The organism is Sunxiuqinia sp. A32 (assembly GCF_052690465.1).
This window is the reverse complement of sequence record NZ_JBQYLI010000009.1, coordinates 1-21,288: the sequence shown is the minus strand read 5'-3', so window position 1 is coordinate 21,288 and position 21,288 is coordinate 1. Positions and strand designations below refer to the sequence as shown.

Here is a 21,288-nt window from a genome sequence, read left to right as displayed (position 1 = left end):
GCTTACTTTATCCTAAACTGTTCATTTCTGAAATTTCTTCTTTCTCAGGTTTCGAGATCTTTTCCTGAAGGGTTTGGAAAATCATAAACATGGTCGGAATAACCAGTATTCCAATCATGGTGCCGATAAACATTCCTCCTACTGCACCAACACCAATGGAGCGGTTACCATTGGCACCAACTCCACCACCGATGACCAACGGAATCAATCCGAAAATGAAAGCGAATGATGTCATCAAAATTGGGCGAAGACGAGCCGTGGCTCCTTCAACAGCTGATTGTAGAATACTCATTCCGGCATGTCTCCGTTGCAGAGCAAATTCGACAATCAGGATAGCGTTTTTAGCAAGAAGCCCAATAAGCATGATCAATGATATTTGCAGGTAGATGTTATTTTCAACACCCATGATGCGGGCGAATATGAAAGCACCTGCGATACCAATTGGCATAGATATAATAATGGACAATGGCAGGATAAAACTCTCGTACTGCGCTGCCAGTAAGAAGTAGACAAAAATTAAGCTCAGGGCAAAAATCAATATGGATTGATTACCTGAAGCCATTTCTTCTCGTGTCAAACCAGAAAATTCATACGTATATCCTGGTGGCAATGTTTGGGAAGCCACTTCTTCAACAGCCAAAATCGCATCACCTGTACTGTATCCAATATTTGGGGCACTGTTTACATCAATGGAGGTGAACATGTTGAAACGGGTGATGTTTTCCGGTCCATATACGCGGCTAAGCGAAATAAATTGTGTGATAGGAGCCATTTCTCCAGTTGAAGTCCTGATCTGAATATTGTTTAAATCATCCGGATTTCCCCGGTAACTTGGATCAGCCTGAACCATCACCCTATATTGTTTTCCAAAGCGGTTAAAGTCTGATGCATAAAAACCACCAATATAACCTTGCAATGCAGAAAGCACAGTATTCACCTGAATACCCGATTGTTTACAGCGAGCTACATTGACGTCAACTTTGTATTGTGGAAAGTTTGTATTGAAGGAAGTCATCGCATATTGCATCTCCGGACGCTGGTTTAACGCTCCCAGAAACTGTCGGGCAATTCCCTCGAATTTCTTAATGTCACCACCTGTTTTATCTTCCAGTTTGAACTCAACGCCACCAGAAATACTAAATCCTGGAACCATTGGTGGAGTGATGAAAAGAACTCGGGCATCTTTAATTTGCGATGCAGCGCCGTATAGCTTTCGAATCACGCTATTAATATCTTGTCCTTCACCTTTTCGTTCTGTAAAAGGTTTCAAATCACAGAACATCATACCGTATGAACTACCTTGTCCACTAATAATCGAACGTCCAACAACCATGGCTCTACCAGCTATTTCCGGCGTATTTGCTAAAATCTGGTCAACTTGTTTTACAACTTTTGTGGTTTGTTCAGCAGATGTTGCCGGAGGCATACTAATGTCAACAATCAGGATACCTGTGTCTTCCGAAGGAACAAATCCCGACGGCGTTGTTTTTATCAGGTACACCAATCCCGCTGAAAAGATGATGACTAATGCAAATGACAACCATTTCTTCATCATGAAAAAGTGGGTCGTCTTCTTATATTTTTCCGTCATTGTATCAAATGCCACATTAAAGGACGCATAGAAACGTTGCAAAAATCCTTTGTTGTGAAGAGCACTGTCGCTATGTGGTTTCAGGAAAATCGCACAAAGAGCAGGACTCAGTGTAAGGGCGTTTACGGCTGATAACACAATGGCGACGGCCAGCGTAATCCCAAATTGCTTATAGAAAACGCCAGTTGTACCTGTGATAAACGTTACCGGGATGAACACGGCTGCCATCACCAGCGTGATAGACACGATTGCAGTTGAAATTTCATTCATCGCTGAAACAGCAGCTTCTTTTGCATTCTTGGCTCCCTGGTCAAGTTTGGCGTGTACCGCTTCTACCACAACAATGGCATCATCCACTACAATCCCGATGGCCAGCACCAGGGCAAATAATGTCAACAGGTTAATGGTGAAACCGAATACATTTAAGAAGAAGAACGTTCCAATAATTGCTACCGGCACTGAGATAGCCGGGATTAGTGTTGCCCTGAAATTTTGAAGGAAAATAAATACGACAAAGAATACGAGTATAAATGCCTCCAAAAGAGTGCTCAATACTTTTTCTATTGATGAATCAAGGAAATTATTGGCATTGATAAGGATGTGATACTTCACTCCCTCTGGAAAGGTTTCTGCAACATCGTCCAGTACTTTTTGAGCTTCAATAATTACTTCCCGGGCATTGGATCCAGGAGACTGAAATACAGCCATCGCAATACCGGGTTTATTATTTGCAGCAGTTGACGAAGAATAGCTCAATGCACCTAATTCAACCTTTGCTATATCCTGTAAGCGAAGTATATTTCCGTCTTTATCTGCCTTAATGATAATGTTTTCAAAGTCTTCGGCCATTGAAAGCTTTCCTTTGTATTTGAGCACGTACTCAAATGACTGACCATTTTTCTCTCCAAATCGACCAGGTGCTGCCTCCAGGTTTTGTTCATTCAACGCGGCTACCACATCCGATGGCATTAAGTTGTAAGAAGCCATTACATCTGGTTTCAGCCAAATTCGCATCGCATAATCTTTTGCCCCAAAAACCATCGCTTCACCAACACCATTTACCCGTTGAATTTGCGGGAGCAAGTTGATCTTACTGTAGTTTTGAAGGAACGTTTCGTCGTATTTTCCATCTTCGCTATACAAGGAAAATACCATTAACATACTGTTTTGCCGCTTGGCGGTAACTACACCAGCACGGGTTACTTCAGCTGGTAACAAGCTGGTTGCACGGGTAACGCGGTTTTGTACGTTTACCGCTGCCATGTCGGCATTCGTTCCTTGTTTAAAGAAAACCTGGATGGTTGCCAATCCATTGTTGCTGGCTGTTGAAGTCATGTATGTCATGTTTTCAACACCGTTAATTTGTTCTTCAAGTGGTGTGATAACACTTTTTAATACCGTTTCGGCATTAGCTCCCGTGTAGTTTGCCGTCACCTGAATAGTAGGTGGAGCGATGTCTGGATACTGCTCAATGGGTAGGTTGAGCACGCTCAAACCTCCCAAAATGACAATAATAATGGATATGACCGACGATAAAATCGGTCTTTCTATAAATTTTCTGAACATGATTTCTTTCCGATTTAATTTTTAGCTGGATTTGCTGCTGCCATGTTTTCTGCCAGATTTTGAGCCTCTGTCAGCTTTGGTTTGATAGGTGTATCATTACGCAATGAAGCAATTCCCTCAATAACAATTTGGTCGCCACTCGTCAGTCCACTGGTCACAACAAATGAATCTTTCAAGTTTCCGACAATTACGTCAATTGGGGTACTGCGAACTTTATTTTCCTCACCTACAACATATACAAAGTGTTTGCCCTGCAATTCGAATGTTACTTTCTGTGGAATAATCAGGACATTATCCATATGTTGAGGAATGCGAACTAAGCCACTACTGCCACTTCGTAGCATACCATCCGTGTTTGGGAATATAGCCCGCACGTTTACTGCTCCGGTTTGTGGATCAACCAACCCACTGGCTGTTTGAATAGTTCCTGCTGATTGGTAGGTAGTGTTATCTGCCAATACGAGTGAAACAGGTGGCATTTGAGCCAATTTCTCCTGCATGTTTTTGCCGTCCAGACTTTTCGCTAAGGTCAAAAATTCTTTTTCGTTCATCGAAAAGTATGCATACATGTTGCTGGTATTCGATACGGTTGTTAATGGTTGGGCAATTGCGCTGCTAACCAAACTACCCACCCGATAGGGGAAATTTCCGATATAACCATCTGTTGGGCTTGTGATCACCGTATACTGTAAGTTTGCTTTGGTATTTTCAAGATTTGCTTTGGCTTGTGCCAGCTGTGCTTCCTTGGCTTTGAGGCTTGATTCCGATGATTCCAAATCAAATTTACTGATGATGTCTTTCTGAACTAGTGGTTTTGTTTTCTCGAGATTGATTTTTGCTTCAACAATCTGTGCTTCGGCAACTTTCACCTGTGCTTCGGCCGAACGAACACTGGCTTGGATGTCGTTGGCATTCAATCGGAAAAGTACTTGCCCTTTTTTCACAAAAGCACCTTCGTCTACTAAAATGTCTTCAATGTATCCGGCCACTTTTGGGCGAATTTCCACAGTTTGTTGTCCTTGAAGGTTTGTTGGGTAATCTTTATAAAGGGTTGTTGATTGCGGTTTCACGGCAATTACCTGATACTCCCTAACCTGTCCGGTCATACCGGCCGGTCCTCCTCCTTGTTTGTTCGAGCAGGAAAATGCGACGAACAGCGTCATGATAATACTTAGATTTCTTAATTGCATAATTGTTTTCATGTTTTGTTTCTAATAGCTTAATAATAGTTGATCTAGTCAACAGTTGCAGGATGGATCATCTAATCCACTATTTTCTTCTATCTTTTTAAGTACCTTCTGAAAAGTGTATAAATCTTCGTTGCTGATTCCGGAAAGGAGTTCATCCGAAAGATTATTGACTACCTCTTTTGTTTGTTCAAGTACTTCAATTCCTTTTTGTGTCATGATCAAATTCTTCTTTCGTTTATCTTCGTTATCTGGTAATCTTACAACAAATCGTTTTTCTATTAGGTTGTTTATAAGGCGCAAGATAAATGACTTATCCTTCTGGAAGTGATTTGCTAAATCCTGTTGTGTTAAGTCATATTTCTCATTAATTTTATGTAGAATAATGAATTCTTGAAAACTGATTTCAATATCCGCTTCCCTCAAATTTGAGGTCAATCTGTTTTTATAAATTCTTAGGGTTTTCCCCAATAAGTATCCTAATGGTTTTTCTAATTGCATTTTTTCTTAATTAGTTTGGCAAATATAAAAGCAAATAGTTGACCATGTCAACTAATGTACGTTAAGAAAATATTAATAAAAGACCTAGGTGTCTTAATATGCTGTATTTGTGTTAGTTCTGTATGTCAATTTGTGTTGTGGAGCATAAAAAACTTCACCAAATTTTTTCAGCAATCTTGAGATGAGGTGAATTTTACATCTAAATTAATTGAGAAGTGAATAATTTATTGGAAAGATGTAAGTAACTCTATTTTTATTGGTAGTTTAAAAGTTTGGTTATACCTGGAGGTATTTGCCATTAAAATAGAGGGATAGAAATTTCAGAAAACAAAAGAATAAAATGGTTGTTTCAATCATAAAATATTTACTTAAAAATTTATTCGTATGAAAAGAAGAGCAACAGCTATATGGAAAGGCAAAGGCCTTGAAGGAAGTGGAACCCTAAATTCACCAAGTGGTTTATTTCAAGATACTCCCTATTCCGCAGCCATGCGTTTTGAAAATGAAGATGGCAAGAAAGGTACCAATCCGGAAGAATTAATAGGTGCAGCTCATGCTGGTTGTTATGCAATGGCGCTAAGTTTTGCATTATCTGGAGAAGGTTACACACCTACATCTTTGGAAACCAAAGCGACTGTTACCCTTGAAAAAATTGAAGACCATTTTGAAATCACCGGAATTAATTTAAAGTTGGAAGGGGATGTGCCCGGTATTAGCGAAGAGAAATTTCTTGAACTGGCAGAGGGTGCAAAAAAAGGCTGCCCTATTTCAAGGGCACTTGCTGCAGTCGACATAACTCTGGACGCAAAATTGAAGTAATATTTTCAACAAATAACTCCCAAGATTTGCGGGGAGGACATTCAAAGCTAAAAGTACATTATAATATAGTGTGCTTTTAGCTTTTTTAATTTGCCTCCAATTTCTCCCGTTTCATTTCCTCTACCCCAAATTCTCATCTTCTTCTCCTACAATTTCCATTCCTACCAAAATGTAGGTTAAGGCAGTGTTAACACATCTGCATCTCCTATGAATATTGATTTTCTGCTCTAGAGCATGTTTTGTATTCCAAATGGTCGTTTCCTACCAAAATGTAGGAGATTTTTCAAGCCTGCAAACCGTGCCGGAAAATATTTAGCGTTGTAATTGGCTGTGTGTGTGATAGTTTGTCTTCTTTCTTTTTTCTTTCTCCTTTTCCCTTTTTGGCTTTGGCACTCTTATCGTAATGAGGGGGTCAAACAAAAATGTTAAACCCTTAAAAATTTTGAAACATGAGGAAGATTGCAATTTATGGTAAAGGTGGTATTGGTAAATCAACCACAACCCAGAATACAGTTGCCGGTTTGGCTGAATTAGGAAAAAACATAATGGTTGTTGGATGTGACCCTAAAGCAGATTCAACTCGTTTGTTATTAGGTGGTCTTGCACAGAAAACAGTACTTGACACTTTGCGTGAAGAAGGTGAAGATATTGATCTTGATGATATCATCAAGCCAGGTTACGCTGGTACTCGTTGTGTTGAGTCAGGTGGTCCTGAACCAGGCGTAGGATGTGCCGGTCGTGGAATCATTACTTCTATAAACCTTTTGGAGCAGTTGGGTGCATGGGATGAAAAATACGAAACTGACTATACTTTCTATGATGTACTTGGTGACGTTGTATGTGGTGGTTTCGCAATGCCTATTCGTGATGGTAAAGCTGAAGAGATTTATATTGTTGTATCAGGTGAAATGATGGCAATGTATGCTGCAAACAACATTTGTAAGGGTATTAAAAAATATGCTCAAGCTGGATCTGTGAGACTAGGAGGATTGATTTGCAACTCTCGTAAAGTTGATAATGAGCGTGAAATGATTGAGCAATTAGCTGCAAAATTAGGTACCCAAATGATTCACTTTGTACCTCGTGATAACATGGTTCAACAAGCTGAGATTAACCGAAAAACAGTAATTGATTTTGCACCAGATCATGTTCAGGCTGATGAATATCGTGCATTAGCAAAAGCTATTAATGATAATGAGACGTTTGTGATCCCTGAGCCTCTTGAAATTGAGGAACTGGAAAAATTACTAATTGATTTCGGAATTGCTAACTAAACAAAATAGGAGGAAAAAACCATGTTAATGATCAGAGCTATTATTCGCCCGGAAAAGTCAAGTAAGATTTTGAAAGCCCTTTTTGAAGCCGGTTATGTTGCAGTAACAAAAATTCCAGTGGTTGGACGTGGAAAACAACGCGGTATCAAAATCGGGGATGTTACTTACGATGAATTGCCAAAAGAAATGTTAATCATCGTTGTGAAAGACGAAGACAAGGATTTTGCAATCACGACTATTATGGAAGCTGCCCGCACAGAACCAAACGGAGCATTTGGAGATGGGAAAATATTCGTTACAGCAGTCGATGAAGCATACACCATCAGTCGTGGAACAAAAGAGTTATAACCTTAAAATCCAAGACTATGAAAATGATACTGGCAATTATCCGCATCGATAAAATGAACGCAACCAAGAAAGCCTTAACCGAAGCTGGCATTACTTCGATGACAGCAACCGGAAAAGTTTTCGGAAGAGGAAAAGGCTTATGGGATGCAAAAGTTTTGGAAGGAGTCAAAAACGATACTCCCGAAGCACTGGCCCATCTTGGAAAAGAACCCAGACTCAGACCACAGCGAGTTCTTAACATCGCTGTTTCGGACCACAACGTTCAATTAACAATTGATACGATTATTGAAGTTAACCAGACACCTGCACCCGGAGATGGAAAAATCTTCGTCCTTCCTTTGGATGATGCATGTCGTGTTCGTACAGGTGAAACTGGCACAACAATTCTTTGATAAAAATTTACAATTATGCCTAAAAATATAGATTATACAAACGGATTACCAGATCCTTCGAAACTGAAAGAAGAGATTCTGAAAAAATATCCACGAAAAATCGCCAAGAAACGTGACAAGGCAATGGTCATCAATGAACCAGGAGCTGGACAGGAAATTCTTGCAAACGTTCGGACTGTACCTGGAATCATCACACAGCGTGGTTGTACTTACGCTGGATGTAAAGGGGTGGTTTTGGGGCCTACAAGAGATATTATAAACTTGGTGCACGGTCCAATCGGATGTAGTTTTTACGCTTGGTTAACTCGTCGTAACCAAACACGGGTTCCTGAAGGTGGTGATAACTTTATTACCTACTCGTTCTCTACTGATATGCAAGATGAAAACATTGTTTTTGGTGGTGAAATGAAACTAAAGGAAGCGATCCGTGAGGCATATGAGATGTTTAGCCCAAAATCAATCGGTATCTTCTCCACTTGTCCGGTTGGTTTGATTGGTGATGATGTTCACTCTGTGGCTCGTGATATGAAGGCTGAGTTGGGAATCAACATTTTCGGATTCAGTTGTGAAGGTTACCGTGGAGTATCTCAGTCTGCTGGTCACCACATTGCCAACAACGGTGTATTTACTCACGTGGTTGGTAAAGATGAACGCAAACGTACCGGTAAATTTCAGGTGAACTTGTTGGGTGAGTATAACATTGGTGGTGATGCCTTTGAAATTGAAGCATTGTTTGAAGAAGCAGGGATTACACTTCTTTCAACATTCTCAGGGAACTCAACCATCGAGAGCATGGCATACTCCCATACCGCCGATTTAAACATGGTAATGTGTCACCGTTCCATCAACTACATTGCTGAGATGATGGAAGAGAAATATGGTATCCCTTGGATTAAGGTGAACTTCATTGGTGCTGATTCAACTGTCAAGTCACTTCAAAAGATTGCTGAATATTTCAACGATGCAGAATTGACTGCCAAAGTGGAAGAGATTTGTGCGCGTGAAATGGCAAAAGTGGAAGCGATTGCTAAAGAAGTTAAGCCAAAGGTGGAAGGTAAATTAGCAATGATGTTCGTTGGTGGATCTCGTGCTCACCACTATCAGGATTTGTTTAATGAACTTGGAATTCGTGTTGTTTCTGCTGGTTATGAGTTTGCTCACCGTGATGATTATGAAGGTCGCGAAGTTATTCCAAGTATTAAGATTGATGCCGATACGAGAAACATTGAAGACTTATCAGTCAGTAAAGATGATGAGCACTTCCGCGAAGATCTTGTTTCCAAGAAAGCAGAACTGGAAAAAGCTGGCTACAAATTCAGTGACTATGTCGGAATGATGCCTGAGATGAAAAAGAACTCATTGGTAATTGATGATGTGAACCACTGGGAAACTGAAAAGCTGATTGAGTTCTACAAACCTGATGTATTCTGTGCTGGTATTAAAGAAAAATACGTGGTGCAAAAATACGGCGTCCCTCTAAAACAGTTGCACTCTTACGATTACGGCGGCCCTTATGCAGCCTTCGGCGGAGCAATCAACTTCTATAAAGAAATGCAACGTATGTTGGCTACTGACATTTGGAAATTGGTTGCTACACCATGGAAAGATGAGCCTGAGATCGTTGGAAGTATGACCATTGAAGCTTAATAATAGGAGGATAAAAAAATGTTACTACGACATACAACAGATAAAGTAAAAGAAAGGAAAGCATTGACCGTCAACCCGGCAAAAACTTGTCAGCCGGTAGGTGCCATGTATGCTGCTCTCGGAGTTCACGGATGCCTTCCTCATAGTCACGGGTCACAAGGATGTTGCTCTTATCACAGAAGCGCATTGACTCGTCACTACAAAGAGCCCGTTATGGCTGCTACAAGTTCATTTACAGAGGGTTCTTCGGTTTTTGGTGGGCAAGCTAACTTGCTGCAAGCAATCGATAACATCTTTGGAATTTACGAACCTGAAATCATTGCAGTTCATTCAACTTGTTTGTCTGAGACTATTGGTGATGACCTTGCCCAGATTGTGGCCAAAGCAAAAGACGACGGAAAAATTCCATTAGGAAAACACGTTATCCAGGCATCAACACCAAGTTATGTGGGTTCTCACGTTACCGGTTATGCCAACATGTTGGAAGGAATTGTAAAGTATTTTGCTGAAAAAACAGATGAAAAGAAAAGACAAGTAAACTTGCTTTCTGGTTGGGTTGAACCATCTGATATGAGAGAGTTGAAAAGAATGGTTGGTTTGCTGAAAATCAATTCTGTTCTTCTGCCTGATACTTCTGATGTTTTGGATACCCCAATGGTTGGTACTTACGAGATGTATCCAAAAGGGGGGACAACTATTCCTGAAATGGTTAGCATGGGTGACAGTTTAAAAACTATTGCTCTTGGCGAATGGGGAACTCGCGCTGCAGCTATCGCTTTAGATAACAAATGCAAAGTGCCATTTGATCTGGTTGATCTTCCAATTGGATTGAAAGCTACAGACCGTTTTATTCAAGCCTTGGCAAAAGCGGGTAGGGTTTCTATTCCTGATTCTGTTACTGATGAGCGTGGACGTTTGGTTGATGCAATCACAGATATGCACCAATATTTGTACGGAAAACGCGTAGCACTTTATGGCGACCCAGATCAGTTGATTCCATTGGTAGAATTTATGTTGGATATGGATATGAAGCCTGTATATATCGTTTCTGGTACTCCAGGTAAAAAGTTCATGAAGAAAATGGAAGAATTACTTGCAGAACGTTGTCCTGAAGCTAAATACAAAAACGGACCACAAGCTGATATGTTTTTAATGCATCAGTGGATTAAGCAGGAACCAGTTGATTTGATTGTTGGTAATACTTACGGAAAATACATTTCTCGTGATGAAGGTATCCCATTTGTTCGCATGGGCTTCCCAATCCTCGATCGTATTGGACACAGTTACTTCCCAACGGTTGGTTACCTGGGAGGATTGCGTATCCTGGAAAAATTCCTGAGTGCCATCATGGATAACATGGATGCAACAACTCCAGAAGAAACATTTGAACTGACTATGTAATATATATGATTGGCGCAGGTACTTGCTACCTGTTGCCTTTCAACTTAAGATATCCTTCCCTTCAGCCAATTGGAAGGAGTTTCGGATTACCTACTCCGAAACACATGTTCTTCATAATGTCAAAAACAAGGGGAGGTCATTACCCGCAACCTCCCCTTTCTTCAAAAAATATGGAAAGATGAAAGAATTATTGAAAGATAGAAGGGCACAAATCCTTGAAAAAGGTAAAGACGGGACTCAAATCGCTTGTGAAAAAGCAAGCTTGGCAGGGTCGGTAAGTCAGCGGGCATGTGTATTTTGTGGATCACGCGTGGTTTTATATCCAATTGCGGATGCCTTGCATTTAATACACGGACCAGTAGGTTGTGCAGCCTACACCTGGGATATACGGGGAGCACTCTCCTCCGGACCTCAAATTCACCGACTAAGTTTTACAACTGATTTGAAAGAAAAAGAAGTCGTATTTGGTGGTGAAGAAAGACTTTACAAAGCTTTAATTAGCTTGATCGATATGTACAAGCCGAAAGGCGCTTTTGTTTATGCAACCTGCATCGTAGGGGTTATTGGCGATGATGTGGCTGCAGTTTGTAAACGGGTAACACGTGAAAAAGGAATTGATGTAATTCCGGTGATGTCGGAAGGTTTTAGCGGAACCAAAAAAGATGGATATAAAGTTGCATGCGGGGCACTTTCAACATTAATTGGAACTGATACTACTTATGAAGCACCAAAACACAGCATCAATATTTTAGGAGATTTCAACCTGGCTGGTGAACTCTGGATGCTGTCGGAATACTACAAAAAAATGGGTGTTAACCTGGTTGCTGCGATGACTGGCGACGGACGGGTTGATGATGTTCGAAAAGCTCATACTGCTCAGCTAAACGTCGTTCAATGTTCGGGATCGATGATAGGATTGGCTAAAGAGATGAAAGAGAAGTATGGCATTCCATTCATGAAAGTTTCTTATTTCGGAATTGAAGATATGTCGGATGCACTCTACGAAGTGGCTAAATTCTTCAAGTCGGATGAAATGATGGAAAAAGCCAGGGCATTGGTGAAAGAAGAACTTAGCAAATTATTACCGGCACTTCAGCCATATAAAGAAAGTCTTCAGGGTAAGAAGGCTGCCATTTATGTTGGTGGTGCATTCAAAGCAATTTCATTGGTGAAAGCTTTGCGGCTAATCGGAATGAAGACAGTTGTTGTCGGTTCCCAAACAGGAAATCAGGACGATTACAATTTGCTGAAAGACTTGTGTGACGATGGAACTATTATCGTGGATGACTCCAACCCCAATGAACTATCAGAATTTGTGAAGCAAACTGGTGCAGACCTGTTTATTGGAGGTGTGAAAGAACGCCCGATCGCTTACAAACTGGGATTGGGATTTTGTGATCATAACCACGAACGTAAAGAAGCCCTCGCGGGATATGAGGGAATGCTAAATTTTGCCAAAGAAGTACATGCATCTGTTTGCAGTCCGGTTTGGCAATTCATGAAATAACAACGCAACTCAAAAAATGAAGGACATGTTTGAATATGCACCTGTTATAAAATCAACAAAAGAATTTACAGCAACACGCAATGCCTGTAAGCTTTGTGCTCCGCTTGGGGCAGCAATTGCATTCAAAGGTATTCGCGGCTGTGTCCCCATCATTCATGGCGGACAAGGATGTGCCACATACATCCGAAGGTATTTAATTAGTCATTATAAAGAGCCAGTTGATATTGCATCCTCCAACTTCTCAGAAGAGGCAACCATTTTTGGCGGAGCTGCAAACTGCCACCAGGCAATTGACAATGTGATCAGTGCTTATAAGCCGGAAGTTATTGCGATGAGTACAACTTGCCTAAGTGAAACGATTGGCGACGATGTGAAATTTTACATCAAAAACTATATCGAAGAGAAAAAGGACGAAGAAATACCACATTTCATTACTGCAGCAACCCCCAGCTATCAGGGATCTCATATGGATGGTTTCCATGAAGCCGTTGCAGCAACAGTAAAATCATTAGCTAAGGGAGGCGAAAAGGGAGACCACATTAACCTGTTCTCCGGATTTGTTTCAACAGAAGATTTACGACAACTAAAACAAACAATGTATGATTTGGCTACTGATTTCGTTTTGCTTCCCGACTATTCGGAAACCCTTGATAACCCGATTTGGAAAACCTATAAACGCATTCCGGAAGGTGGTACTCCGGTTCAGAAGATTGAAACTGCCGGTTCGGCTGCAGCATCTATTGAGTTTGGAACCATCCTGAATAGTGGAAGTTTATCCGGCAGGGTTAAAAATAAAAACCTTACAACTTCAGGAGGCACCTATTTGGAGAAAGAATTTGGAGTGAAAAATTACCGGATGCCAATGCCAATAGGGGTGAAGTTAACTGATCAGTTTTTTGAAATACTGACAGAAGTTACCGGGAAAGAAATGCCTGAGGTTTACGAAGGCCAGCGAGGTCGGCTAATTGATTCTTACGCCGATGGTCATAAATACATTTTTGGAAAGAAAGCAGTGGTATATGGTGAAGAAGATTTTGTAGTTGCAATGACTGCTTTTCTGGATGAAGTTGGAATTGACGTTGTATTGGCTGCCACTGGTGGTGAAAGTGGTAAACTGGCGGATGAAATTAAAGAGTATTGTCCTGAAAGAGGAGATAAAATACTGGCGAAGAATGGCTGGGACTATGAAAGAATCCATGAATGGTGTCAGGAAAATAAGCCAGACATCATGGTCGGAAACAGCAAAGGTTATTACATCGCCAGAGAGTTGGAAATTCCGATAGTTCGCTGTGGCTTCCCAATTCACGACCGAATTGGAGGACAGCGTATCAAACACATTGGATACGCCGGGACACAAGAGCTATTTGATCAGATTGTAAATTCAATAATAGAATATAAACAAGACCATTCACCGGTCGGCTATAAATACATGTAGAACGATAAAAGATTGACGCTATGATAGACATTGAAAAACATCCTTGTTTTAGTAAAGAAGCGAAAGGAAAATATGCCCGGGTTCACTTACCCGTGGCTCCCAAATGCAATATTCAATGTAATTATTGTAAAAGGGATAATGATTGTGTAAATGAAAGTCGTCCGGGGGTAACCAGTAAAGTTTTGTCGCCAGAACAGGCACTAACTTATCTGATTAAGTTAAAAGAGAAAATGCCACATCTATCTGTGGTTGGTATCGCTGGCCCTGGTGATCCATTTGCAAATCCAGTTGAAACCATGACCACATTACGATTGATTCGCAAAGAATTCCCAGAGATGATTTTGTGCCTTTCTTCAAATGGGTTGAATGTTGCACCTTATGTTGACGAACTGGCCGAATTAAAGGTAAGTCATGTGACTATCACCATGAATGCATTGGATGCGGAGGTGACCAAGGACGTGTATAAATGGGTTCGCTTTGATAAGCGCGGATATTTGGGAGTAGAAGGTGCAAAGCTATTGCTCGACAAACAGCTGGAAGCTATCCGCATGTTGAAGATGTACGATATTACAGTCAAGATAAATACCATTGTAATACCTGGAATTAATGATCATTTGGTGGGAGATATTGCAAAAGCTGCTAAAGAGATGGGGGCTGATTTGATGAATGCAATTCCTCTTTATCCGGTAGCAGATACACCTTTTGAAGATTTTGAAGAGCCATCTGTAATAATGATGCGAGAGGTTCGAGCTAAAATTGCACAACATATCAAACCAATGACTCATTGCGCAAGGTGTCGTGCAGATGCTGTTGGCCTGCTTGGAAAAGATGATCCTGAAGCTGCAAAATTATTATCTGAAGTGGCAAACATGTCGGTTTCAGTCGATGAGAGTCGTCCGTATGTTGCTATTGCCAGTCATGAGGGAATGTTGGTAAATCAGCATTTGGGTGAGGCCGATCACTTATATATATATAAAGAAACTCCATCTGGATATCGAATGGTGGAACAACGAAGAACCCCTCCATCCGGAACCGGGAACCTGCGTTGGGAAGCCTTGGGAAAAAGTTTGGAAGATTGCCGTGCCTTGTTGGTCGGCGGAATCGGGCCATCACCTTCATCAATTATTGGTCGCTCGGGAATTAAAATTGTTGAGATGACAGGTTTAATTGACGATGGACTCGATGCAATCTACAAAGGAAAGAATATGAAAACCATTAAAAAAGCAGATGTGTTCCGTTGTGGAGCTGAATGTTCTGGTAGCGGAACCGGCTGTGGGTAATTCTGAAGCAGTGATCCCGAACTTGTTTCGGGATCTCCAACAATAATAAATACAGATCCTGATCCGTCAACTGACAGACAGGGTGACTTTAAAAAGTAAAACCTTTAAATATTTCAACAATGAAAAAACCTGAATATCACATTTTGGTGTGCAACTCGTACCGGGTTGCTGGCGATGCCAAAGGGTATTGCAACAAGAATGGTGCTGGTGATTTTATCCAGTACATTATGGAAGAGTGTAACGATCGTGGAATCGATGCAGCAGTTTCGTCAACTGCATGTTTGAATGTATGTTCTCAAGGACCAGTTATGGTTATTCAACCAAGTAACCTTTGGTACGGTGGGATCACAGAGGAGAGGATTGATGAAATTTTGGATGCATTGGAAGACGGAGAAGCTGTTGAGGAATATTTGATCAGTGAATAAATGAAACCCCGCAAATCTTTCCATATTATTGATACTACTCTCCGGGACGGCGAACAAGCCCCGGGGGTAGTTTTCAGTTTTGATGAAAAACTGAAAATCGCTGCTTTGCTCGACGAAGCAGGTGTGAAAGAGCTGGAGGTGGGGACCCCCATTATGGGCAAGAGCGAACAAGCAGTCATTCGTGAGATTGTTCGATCCAATTTTAGTTTTCAATCAACTTGCTGGGGGCGTGCCACCGAAGAAGATATGGTTGCTGCTGAGAAAACAGGTGCCAGTAGAATGAATATTTCATTTCCGGTGTCGGATATTCAACAGTCAGCAATTGATAAAAATCGCAAATGGGTGATGAAAAACATTCGTCCTATGATGACTTTCGCTCGTCAGCGGTTTGATTTCGTTGCAGTTGGTGCACAGGATGCAAGTCGTGCTGACAAGAGTTTTCTTCATGAATTTATCTCCACCTGTTTATTCTACGGTGCTGATCGAATCCGAATTGCAGACACAGTTGGAACTTTGAATCCGCTTTCAACCATGGATTTATTCAATTGGTTAAATAAGCACTTTCCTGGAGTAGACTTTGAATTTCATGGACACAATGATTTGGGAATGGCTACAGCCAATACGGTTTCCGCTGCAATGGCTGGATGTTCTTCTGCCAGTGTAACTGTAAATGGGTTGGGCGAAAGAGCTGGGAATGCCTGTTTGGAAGAATTAACTGCAGCCTTGAAAGTGTCGGCCCAGATGGATTGTGAAATTCAACTGGACAAGTTACAGGATCTTTGTTTGGCAGTTTCTGAGGCTTCACAAAGGAAGATTCATGAATCAAAGCCCATCGTCGGTGAAATGATTTGTCGTCACGAGTCCGGGATTCATTGTAGAAGCTTAGTGAAAAACGAATTGAGCTACCAGGCTTTCAATCCGGCTGATTTCGGACGCGAAACTGAGTTGGTCTTCGGAAAGCATTCCGGTAGTGGAGGACTCAATCATTATTTACGTTCAAAAGGAATTTTAATTTCTAAGGAGCAATTGCATGAAATCATGCTACGGATGAAAGATATTGCCCGAAAAGCTAAAAAGGCTTTGGATTACGAGGATGCATTGTTACTTCTGAACTCTTTCTCAATAAACGAGCAGAAATGAGAAAGAAAGTCATTGAAGGTGCCATTTGGTTTGGGATGGGTGATCAAGGAGTAAAATGTCATTTGTGGATGCAGATTTTGGCAGGCATTAACGAAACAGGATCTATTTCGGGAACTGCGGCTCAAATGGGTAGCTCATATTCTAAAGTTTATACTGAAATTGTACAATTCAATTGTGCTGCCGGTAAAAAACTGATTGAATCTGTCAGAGGTGGTATCGGCGGAGGTTTTGCCAGATTAACTCCAGAAGGTGTTCATGTGCTGAAACTGTATAGCGAAGCAGAAAAGCGGTTCGATCAATTTATCCGCGAATTAAACCAGGCATTTGAGCCTTTTTTTTGAAAACCGTTATTCAAAAAAAGATAACGGGTGTATTGGTTAAAGAGAAGAGTATGCAAAAACAACTAATTACATATTTTTTGGTTCTGGCATTTACGGGAGTATTTGCTTCAGAACCATTATTAAAACCGACGTTACAACCGTATGCGAAAATCCAATTTTGGAATGTTTATAGTCAGAATTTTGAAGTAGAGGGAGTTGACGTTTCTGATCGCTTTGCTTCATATTTCAGAAGAGGTCGGTTAGGATTGAAAGGACATTTAATGGATCGGTTGAATTACAACATCATGTGTTCTTTCGATTACCTGGGCAAAAGTGAAAATTTGTCATCGAAAGGAAAAGCAAATGCAAACACGATTTCTCTGTGGAGTGCCTATTTTACCTTTCAACCTGCAGAAAAATCTCAATGGCTGATGATCACTGGCGGAAGCTTTCTCCCTCACCTCAGTCGTGAATCAGTGACTTCACCATGGGCAACCAGTTCGCTGGATAAAGGTGAAACATCTTGTTATCTCCGTCAATTTGTTACCGGGAAGACGAATGGCATTTGTCCGGGTGTAAATATTGGTGGTTTGGGTGATATCGGTAAAAGTCACTTATTATATAATGTGGCAATGATTAGTCGGCAGGATAATTCGAGTTTCACGAAATCGAAATGGAGTCCGCTACTCATTGGGCACACCGTATTAACTATTGGTGACAAGGAATGGTCTTCTTATAAATATACTTTTTCAGGGAATCCAATGAAAACGCAACGTTTCTTATCGATTGGAGCTGGTGGATCGACTCAGGGGAAAACGGATGCTTTTCAATCATCATCATCATATGGAGTTGACTTTTTACTGTTATTGAATAATTTCAAACTGGATGGTGAATATTATTGGCTCCATCGTGAAAATACTACTTGTTACCTGGCTACTTGCTTTCAGCTTCGCGGATCGTATAACTTCTTTTTACAAAATGGCTGCATTTTGGAACCTGCGGTTATGTTTTGCCGGTTTAATGGAGATGATACTTATCCGGACGCTTCTTTTTATGATGGCGAAGATAGTTTATTGGATACCGGGGTAAACTTAATTTCAATCAAGCAAAAAACTAAATTCAGTATACATTATATATATCGTACTGGAGAAGCGACATCCAATCACCGCGTAACTTCCGGCGGTACCTATGGTGATTATCTCAATTTTGGAATTCAATTAGTAATTTAAATTATACAATTATGGAAATTTGGAATGGTTATTATTCAGAAGCGGAAGCTTACTACAAAACAACTGTTGGTGCAAAGAAAAAGGATCGTCCTTTCGGGAACCTGGTTTATTACAACTTAATTGGTTTGGCATTGGAAGGATTTCTAACGGCAATGATTTCTAAAGATGGCGATTTACCTGAGCATTCAAGTATCTCAAGCATGTTGCGAATGCTGAAAAAGAAATACGAAGTGCCGGAATCTTTTACAGAAGAAAGTCGGTTTTATAACAAGTTTATGAATTACTGTTCTTTGGAAATCCTTGAAACTCTGGAGCCAACCGATGAAGAAATTGACCGGATGATTCAATTTGTAGCAGACCTGAAAGCTTGGATTGATAAAAATATGGGTGTTTTGAAAGAATCCTGCTAAATTTAGTGCGATGAATAGAATTGAATATATATTATTAATAGTGGTGATGGTTGGTTGTTCTGGAGCAAAAAAGAATTCTTCTAAGGAAATTACTGTTTTTGCAGCAGCCAGCTTGTCTGATGTGATTACAGAACTCACTGAGAATTTTGAGCAGGAAAAAGATGTTACCATAAAGTTGAATTTGGCAGCATCAGGAACGCTTGCCCGGCAGATTGATCAGGGGGCAGACGCTGATGTGTACCTTTCGGCGAATAAAAGTTGGATGGATTTTTTGGTTGAAAAGGAGAAAACGCTCGAAAACGAAGTTTTTGCAAAAAACGAGTTGGTGTTAATTTCACCATCAGATCGAGATTTTCAATTTTTAAAAGTTGACTCCTTATTACTATATAGCAAAAGTAAAATTGCGATAGGAGACCCGGGTTTTGTTCCGGCGGGGAAATATGCCATGCAGGTATTCAATTATTATAAGCTTGACCTAAGTTCCCGGCTCTTTCAAAGTCAGGATGTACGGTCGGCGCTAATGATGGTGGAGTTAGGAGAGCTTGATTTTGGGGTGGTATATAAAACGGATGCTTTGGCGTCGAAAAAGGTGAAAATCATCCATACCTTTCCCGAGGAAACACATGAACCAGTAGAATATTATCGGGCGCTCATCTCAACGAAAGGTTTGGCAAAAGAATTTTACGATTATCTTTATTCTTCGGAAACAAAGAAAATACTGGGCAATTATTCATTTAAAACGGATTGATCGAGCTCCTAAATATCGGATTAACAGGTTCTGAGTGGTCGGCTTTGGCTATTTCAGTCAGGGTGTCGTTGCTTTGTGCTTTTATATCATTGCCCTTTGCGATTATTTTGGGATGGCTATTGGCCCGAAAGGATTTTAAACTGAAAGCTTTTTTTGAAGCATTTCTGCATATTCCTATGGTGATGCCTCCGGTGACCACTGGCTATGTGCTGTTATTAGTTTTCGGAACCAACGGAATAATGGGGCATTTTTTAGAAGAGACTTTCGGGATCAAAATTGCCTTCAGTTTCCCTGCTGCAGTGGTTGCATCTATTATTGTGTCATTTCCATTGGCAGTTCGTGCCGTAAAGCAAGCAGTTGAAATGGTAGATAAACAATTGGAAGATGCTGCTGAAATTCTTGGAGCGAGTCGGTTCAAAGTGCTTTTCACAATTACAATACCACTTGCATTGCCGGGAGTAATTAGCGGTTTCTTATTGAGCTTTACAAGAAGTCTGGGCGAATTTGGGGCTACCATCACCTTTGCAGGTAATATATATGGTGAAACACGTACCATCCCTTTAGCCTTATTTTCGGCCATGCAAACTCCCGGAAAGGAATCAGAAGCTTTCAGACTAATGATAATTTCGATTGTTATTTCATTTATTGCCATGTTGGCTTCTGAGATAGTTGCCCGTCGTTATCTAAAATCGGTTAAGTCGTGAATGATTCGGTATATATAGATATAAAATACACGCGGGGAGAGTTTATGCTTCAGGCAAAAACATTTATTCCGAATGGTATCGTTGGGCTCTTTGGTCCATCGGGGCATGGAAAAACAACCTTACTGAAGCTACTTGCCGGAATTGAGACGCCCGATCAGGGACAGATAATAATAAAAGGTCACGAAGTATATAATCGGTCATGTAAAATAAATATACCTACCAGGAAACGAAATATTGGAATGGTTTTTCAGGAAGGCCGGTTATTTCCGCATATGACGGTTCGCAAAAACTTGTTGTATGGCTACCAACCAACATCCTCTATTCAGTTTGATGAAGTGGTTGACTTATTAGAAATACGAAGTTTGCTGGATAAAAAGCCACAACAATGTTCCGGAGGGGAGAAGCAGCGGGTAGCAATTGGACGGATGTTACTCAATTCTCCTGCTATATTAATGTTGGACGAGCCATTTTCTGCCTTGGATCAGCGCTTACGCAGAAACATTATTCCTTACTTAATAAAGATACACGAGAAATTTGATCTGCCGATTTTAGTAGTTAGTCATGATTTAGATGACTTATTGATGTTGACAGACCAGTTAATGTTGGTTGAAAATGGGCGCATTATTGGAATGGGATTATATAATGATTTGTTATTTGATTCATTCGCCAATCGCTTATTGCACTCAGAAGAGTTGTTAAATGCTGTTCGATTGAGAGCTCATAGCATCGATTATCAAAGTGGAATGACTGCATTCTATTATTATTCCAATTACCCTGGGAACTATTTATTGATTGATTCTGACCATGAATTTTATCCGGATGACCAGATGATCATGGGGATTTCTCCAAAGAACATCAGTTTGTCATTGGAAAAGGTTGGGCATATTTCGGCTCGAAATCAATTAGAGGGCAAAATAGTTTCCATACATGAACAAGGTCGAAAGGCATTTTGTATGGTAGATGTTGGCTTTTTACTACTGGTTGAAATCACCCGTCAGTCATTAATAAATATGGGGTTGGTTCAAGGAATGAAAGTTTACTGCATGTTTAAGTCATCTTCGCCGAAAATTTTATTCGTAGGTAAATAATTGGAATTCAGACCTCACTGAAATTTACTTCAAAAAACTTTCAAATTATTTTCATTTTGGTGTTGTCAGAATGAAAAAGGTGTCTATATTTGCAGCCGCTAAAAGGGAATAACGGTGCTACACCGGGGGACCTGGAAGGCAAGTTCTAAAGGGGTTTTGAGGAATATAGATTTATTTTTGAGCTGGTTAAAACCGGCGAAAAAAAAGTTTGAAAAAACATTTGGAGAATCAAAAATAAAGACTTTACTTTGCAGCCGCTTTCAGAGCAAACGTTCA

Annotated in this window: 20 protein-coding genes; 17 read left to right on the top strand and 3 right to left on the bottom strand. The window is 40.5% G+C overall.

What is annotated here, in order from left to right:
- Positions 1-7: 7 nt before the first annotated feature.
- The 3 genes from ACUNWD_RS10745 to ACUNWD_RS10735 are packed head-to-tail and all read right to left on the bottom strand — an operon-like array spanning position 8 to position 4,845.
- A complete protein-coding gene (locus ACUNWD_RS10745) occupies positions 8-3,157 on the bottom strand; it encodes an efflux RND transporter permease subunit (RefSeq protein ID WP_445587809.1) in 3,150 nt (1,049 codons plus the stop codon).
- A 14-nt stretch (positions 3,158-3,171) separates the two neighbouring features.
- Entirely contained in the window at positions 3,172-4,359 is a 1,188-nt protein-coding gene (locus ACUNWD_RS10740) for an efflux RND transporter periplasmic adaptor subunit (protein ID WP_445587808.1), read from the bottom strand.
- 36 nt (positions 4,360-4,395) lie between these two features.
- Entirely contained in the window at positions 4,396-4,845 is a 450-nt protein-coding gene (locus ACUNWD_RS10735; protein WP_445587807.1) for a MarR family winged helix-turn-helix transcriptional regulator, read from the bottom strand.
- A 384-nt stretch (positions 4,846-5,229) separates the two neighbouring features.
- Here ACUNWD_RS10735 and ACUNWD_RS10730 point away from each other — a divergent pair, with 384 nt between their 5' ends.
- The 17 genes from ACUNWD_RS10730 (at position 5,230) to modC (ending at position 21,012) form a co-directional block, all read left to right on the top strand.
- The gene (locus ACUNWD_RS10730; RefSeq protein WP_445587806.1) at positions 5,230-5,664 is read left to right on the top strand and encodes an OsmC family protein; all 435 of its coding nucleotides are present in this window, start codon (positions 5,230-5,232) and stop codon (positions 5,662-5,664) included.
- A gap of 449 nt (positions 5,665-6,113) precedes the next feature.
- Positions 6,114-6,938 carry a nitrogenase iron protein gene (gene nifH / locus ACUNWD_RS10725; protein WP_445587805.1) on the top strand — a complete coding sequence of 275 codons (825 nt, stop codon included), beginning with the start codon at positions 6,114-6,116 and terminating at the stop codon, positions 6,936-6,938.
- A 27-nt stretch (positions 6,939-6,965) separates the two neighbouring features.
- The gene (locus tag ACUNWD_RS10720; protein ID WP_445587804.1) at positions 6,966-7,286 is read left to right on the top strand and encodes a P-II family nitrogen regulator; all 321 of its coding nucleotides are present in this window, start codon (positions 6,966-6,968) and stop codon (positions 7,284-7,286) included.
- A 17-nt stretch (positions 7,287-7,303) separates the two neighbouring features.
- Positions 7,304-7,678, top strand: a complete 375-nt coding sequence (locus ACUNWD_RS10715; protein WP_445587803.1) for a P-II family nitrogen regulator — start codon at positions 7,304-7,306, stop codon at positions 7,676-7,678.
- Positions 7,679-7,693: 15 nt separating this feature from the next.
- Positions 7,694-9,325, top strand: a complete 1,632-nt coding sequence (nifD, locus tag ACUNWD_RS10710; RefSeq protein ID WP_445587802.1) for a nitrogenase molybdenum-iron protein alpha chain — start codon at positions 7,694-7,696, stop codon at positions 9,323-9,325.
- An 18-nt stretch (positions 9,326-9,343) separates the two neighbouring features.
- Positions 9,344-10,726: a nitrogenase molybdenum-iron protein subunit beta gene (gene nifK / locus ACUNWD_RS10705; RefSeq protein WP_445587801.1), complete on the top strand. Its 1,383-nt coding sequence runs from the start codon at positions 9,344-9,346 to the stop codon at positions 10,724-10,726.
- Positions 10,727-10,904: 178 nt separating this feature from the next.
- Positions 10,905-12,233: a nitrogenase iron-molybdenum cofactor biosynthesis protein NifE gene (nifE, locus tag ACUNWD_RS10700; RefSeq protein ID WP_445587800.1), complete on the top strand. Its 1,329-nt coding sequence runs from the start codon at positions 10,905-10,907 to the stop codon at positions 12,231-12,233.
- A gap of 16 nt (positions 12,234-12,249) precedes the next feature.
- Complete coding sequence (locus ACUNWD_RS10695; RefSeq protein ID WP_445587799.1) at positions 12,250-13,668, top strand: nitrogenase component 1; 1,419 nt, start codon at positions 12,250-12,252, stop codon at positions 13,666-13,668.
- 20 nt (positions 13,669-13,688) lie between these two features.
- The gene (locus ACUNWD_RS10690; RefSeq protein WP_445587798.1) at positions 13,689-14,948 is read left to right on the top strand and encodes a radical SAM protein; all 1,260 of its coding nucleotides are present in this window, start codon (positions 13,689-13,691) and stop codon (positions 14,946-14,948) included.
- 119 nt (positions 14,949-15,067) lie between these two features.
- Positions 15,068-15,373, top strand: coding sequence for a (2Fe-2S) ferredoxin domain-containing protein (locus ACUNWD_RS10685; RefSeq protein ID WP_445587797.1), 306 nt, complete (start codon positions 15,068-15,070; stop codon positions 15,371-15,373).
- Positions 15,374-16,513: a homocitrate synthase/isopropylmalate synthase family protein gene (locus ACUNWD_RS10680; RefSeq protein WP_445587796.1), complete on the top strand. Its 1,140-nt coding sequence runs from the start codon at positions 15,374-15,376 to the stop codon at positions 16,511-16,513.
- Complete coding sequence (locus tag ACUNWD_RS10675; protein ID WP_445587795.1) at positions 16,510-16,854, top strand: winged helix-turn-helix domain-containing protein; 345 nt, start codon at positions 16,510-16,512, stop codon at positions 16,852-16,854. Before ACUNWD_RS10680 ends, ACUNWD_RS10675 begins: the two co-directional genes overlap by 4 nt.
- A 50-nt stretch (positions 16,855-16,904) precedes the next feature.
- A complete protein-coding gene (locus tag ACUNWD_RS10670) occupies positions 16,905-18,062 on the top strand; it encodes a porin (RefSeq protein WP_445587794.1) in 1,158 nt (385 codons plus the stop codon).
- A gap of 11 nt (positions 18,063-18,073) precedes the next feature.
- The gene (locus ACUNWD_RS10665; protein WP_445587793.1) at positions 18,074-18,472 is read left to right on the top strand and encodes a hypothetical protein; all 399 of its coding nucleotides are present in this window, start codon (positions 18,074-18,076) and stop codon (positions 18,470-18,472) included.
- Positions 18,473-18,482: 10 nt separating this feature from the next.
- Positions 18,483-19,220: a molybdate ABC transporter substrate-binding protein gene (gene modA, locus ACUNWD_RS10660; RefSeq protein ID WP_445587792.1), complete on the top strand. Its 738-nt coding sequence runs from the start codon at positions 18,483-18,485 to the stop codon at positions 19,218-19,220.
- Positions 19,217-19,924 carry a molybdate ABC transporter permease subunit gene (gene modB / locus ACUNWD_RS10655; RefSeq protein ID WP_445587791.1) on the top strand — a complete coding sequence of 236 codons (708 nt, stop codon included), beginning with the start codon at positions 19,217-19,219 and terminating at the stop codon, positions 19,922-19,924. Before modA ends, modB begins: the two co-directional genes overlap by 4 nt.
- Positions 19,921-21,012: a molybdenum ABC transporter ATP-binding protein gene (gene modC, locus ACUNWD_RS10650; RefSeq protein WP_445587790.1), complete on the top strand. Its 1,092-nt coding sequence runs from the start codon at positions 19,921-19,923 to the stop codon at positions 21,010-21,012. Before modB ends, modC begins: the two co-directional genes overlap by 4 nt.
- Positions 21,013-21,288: the final 276 nt, after the last annotated feature.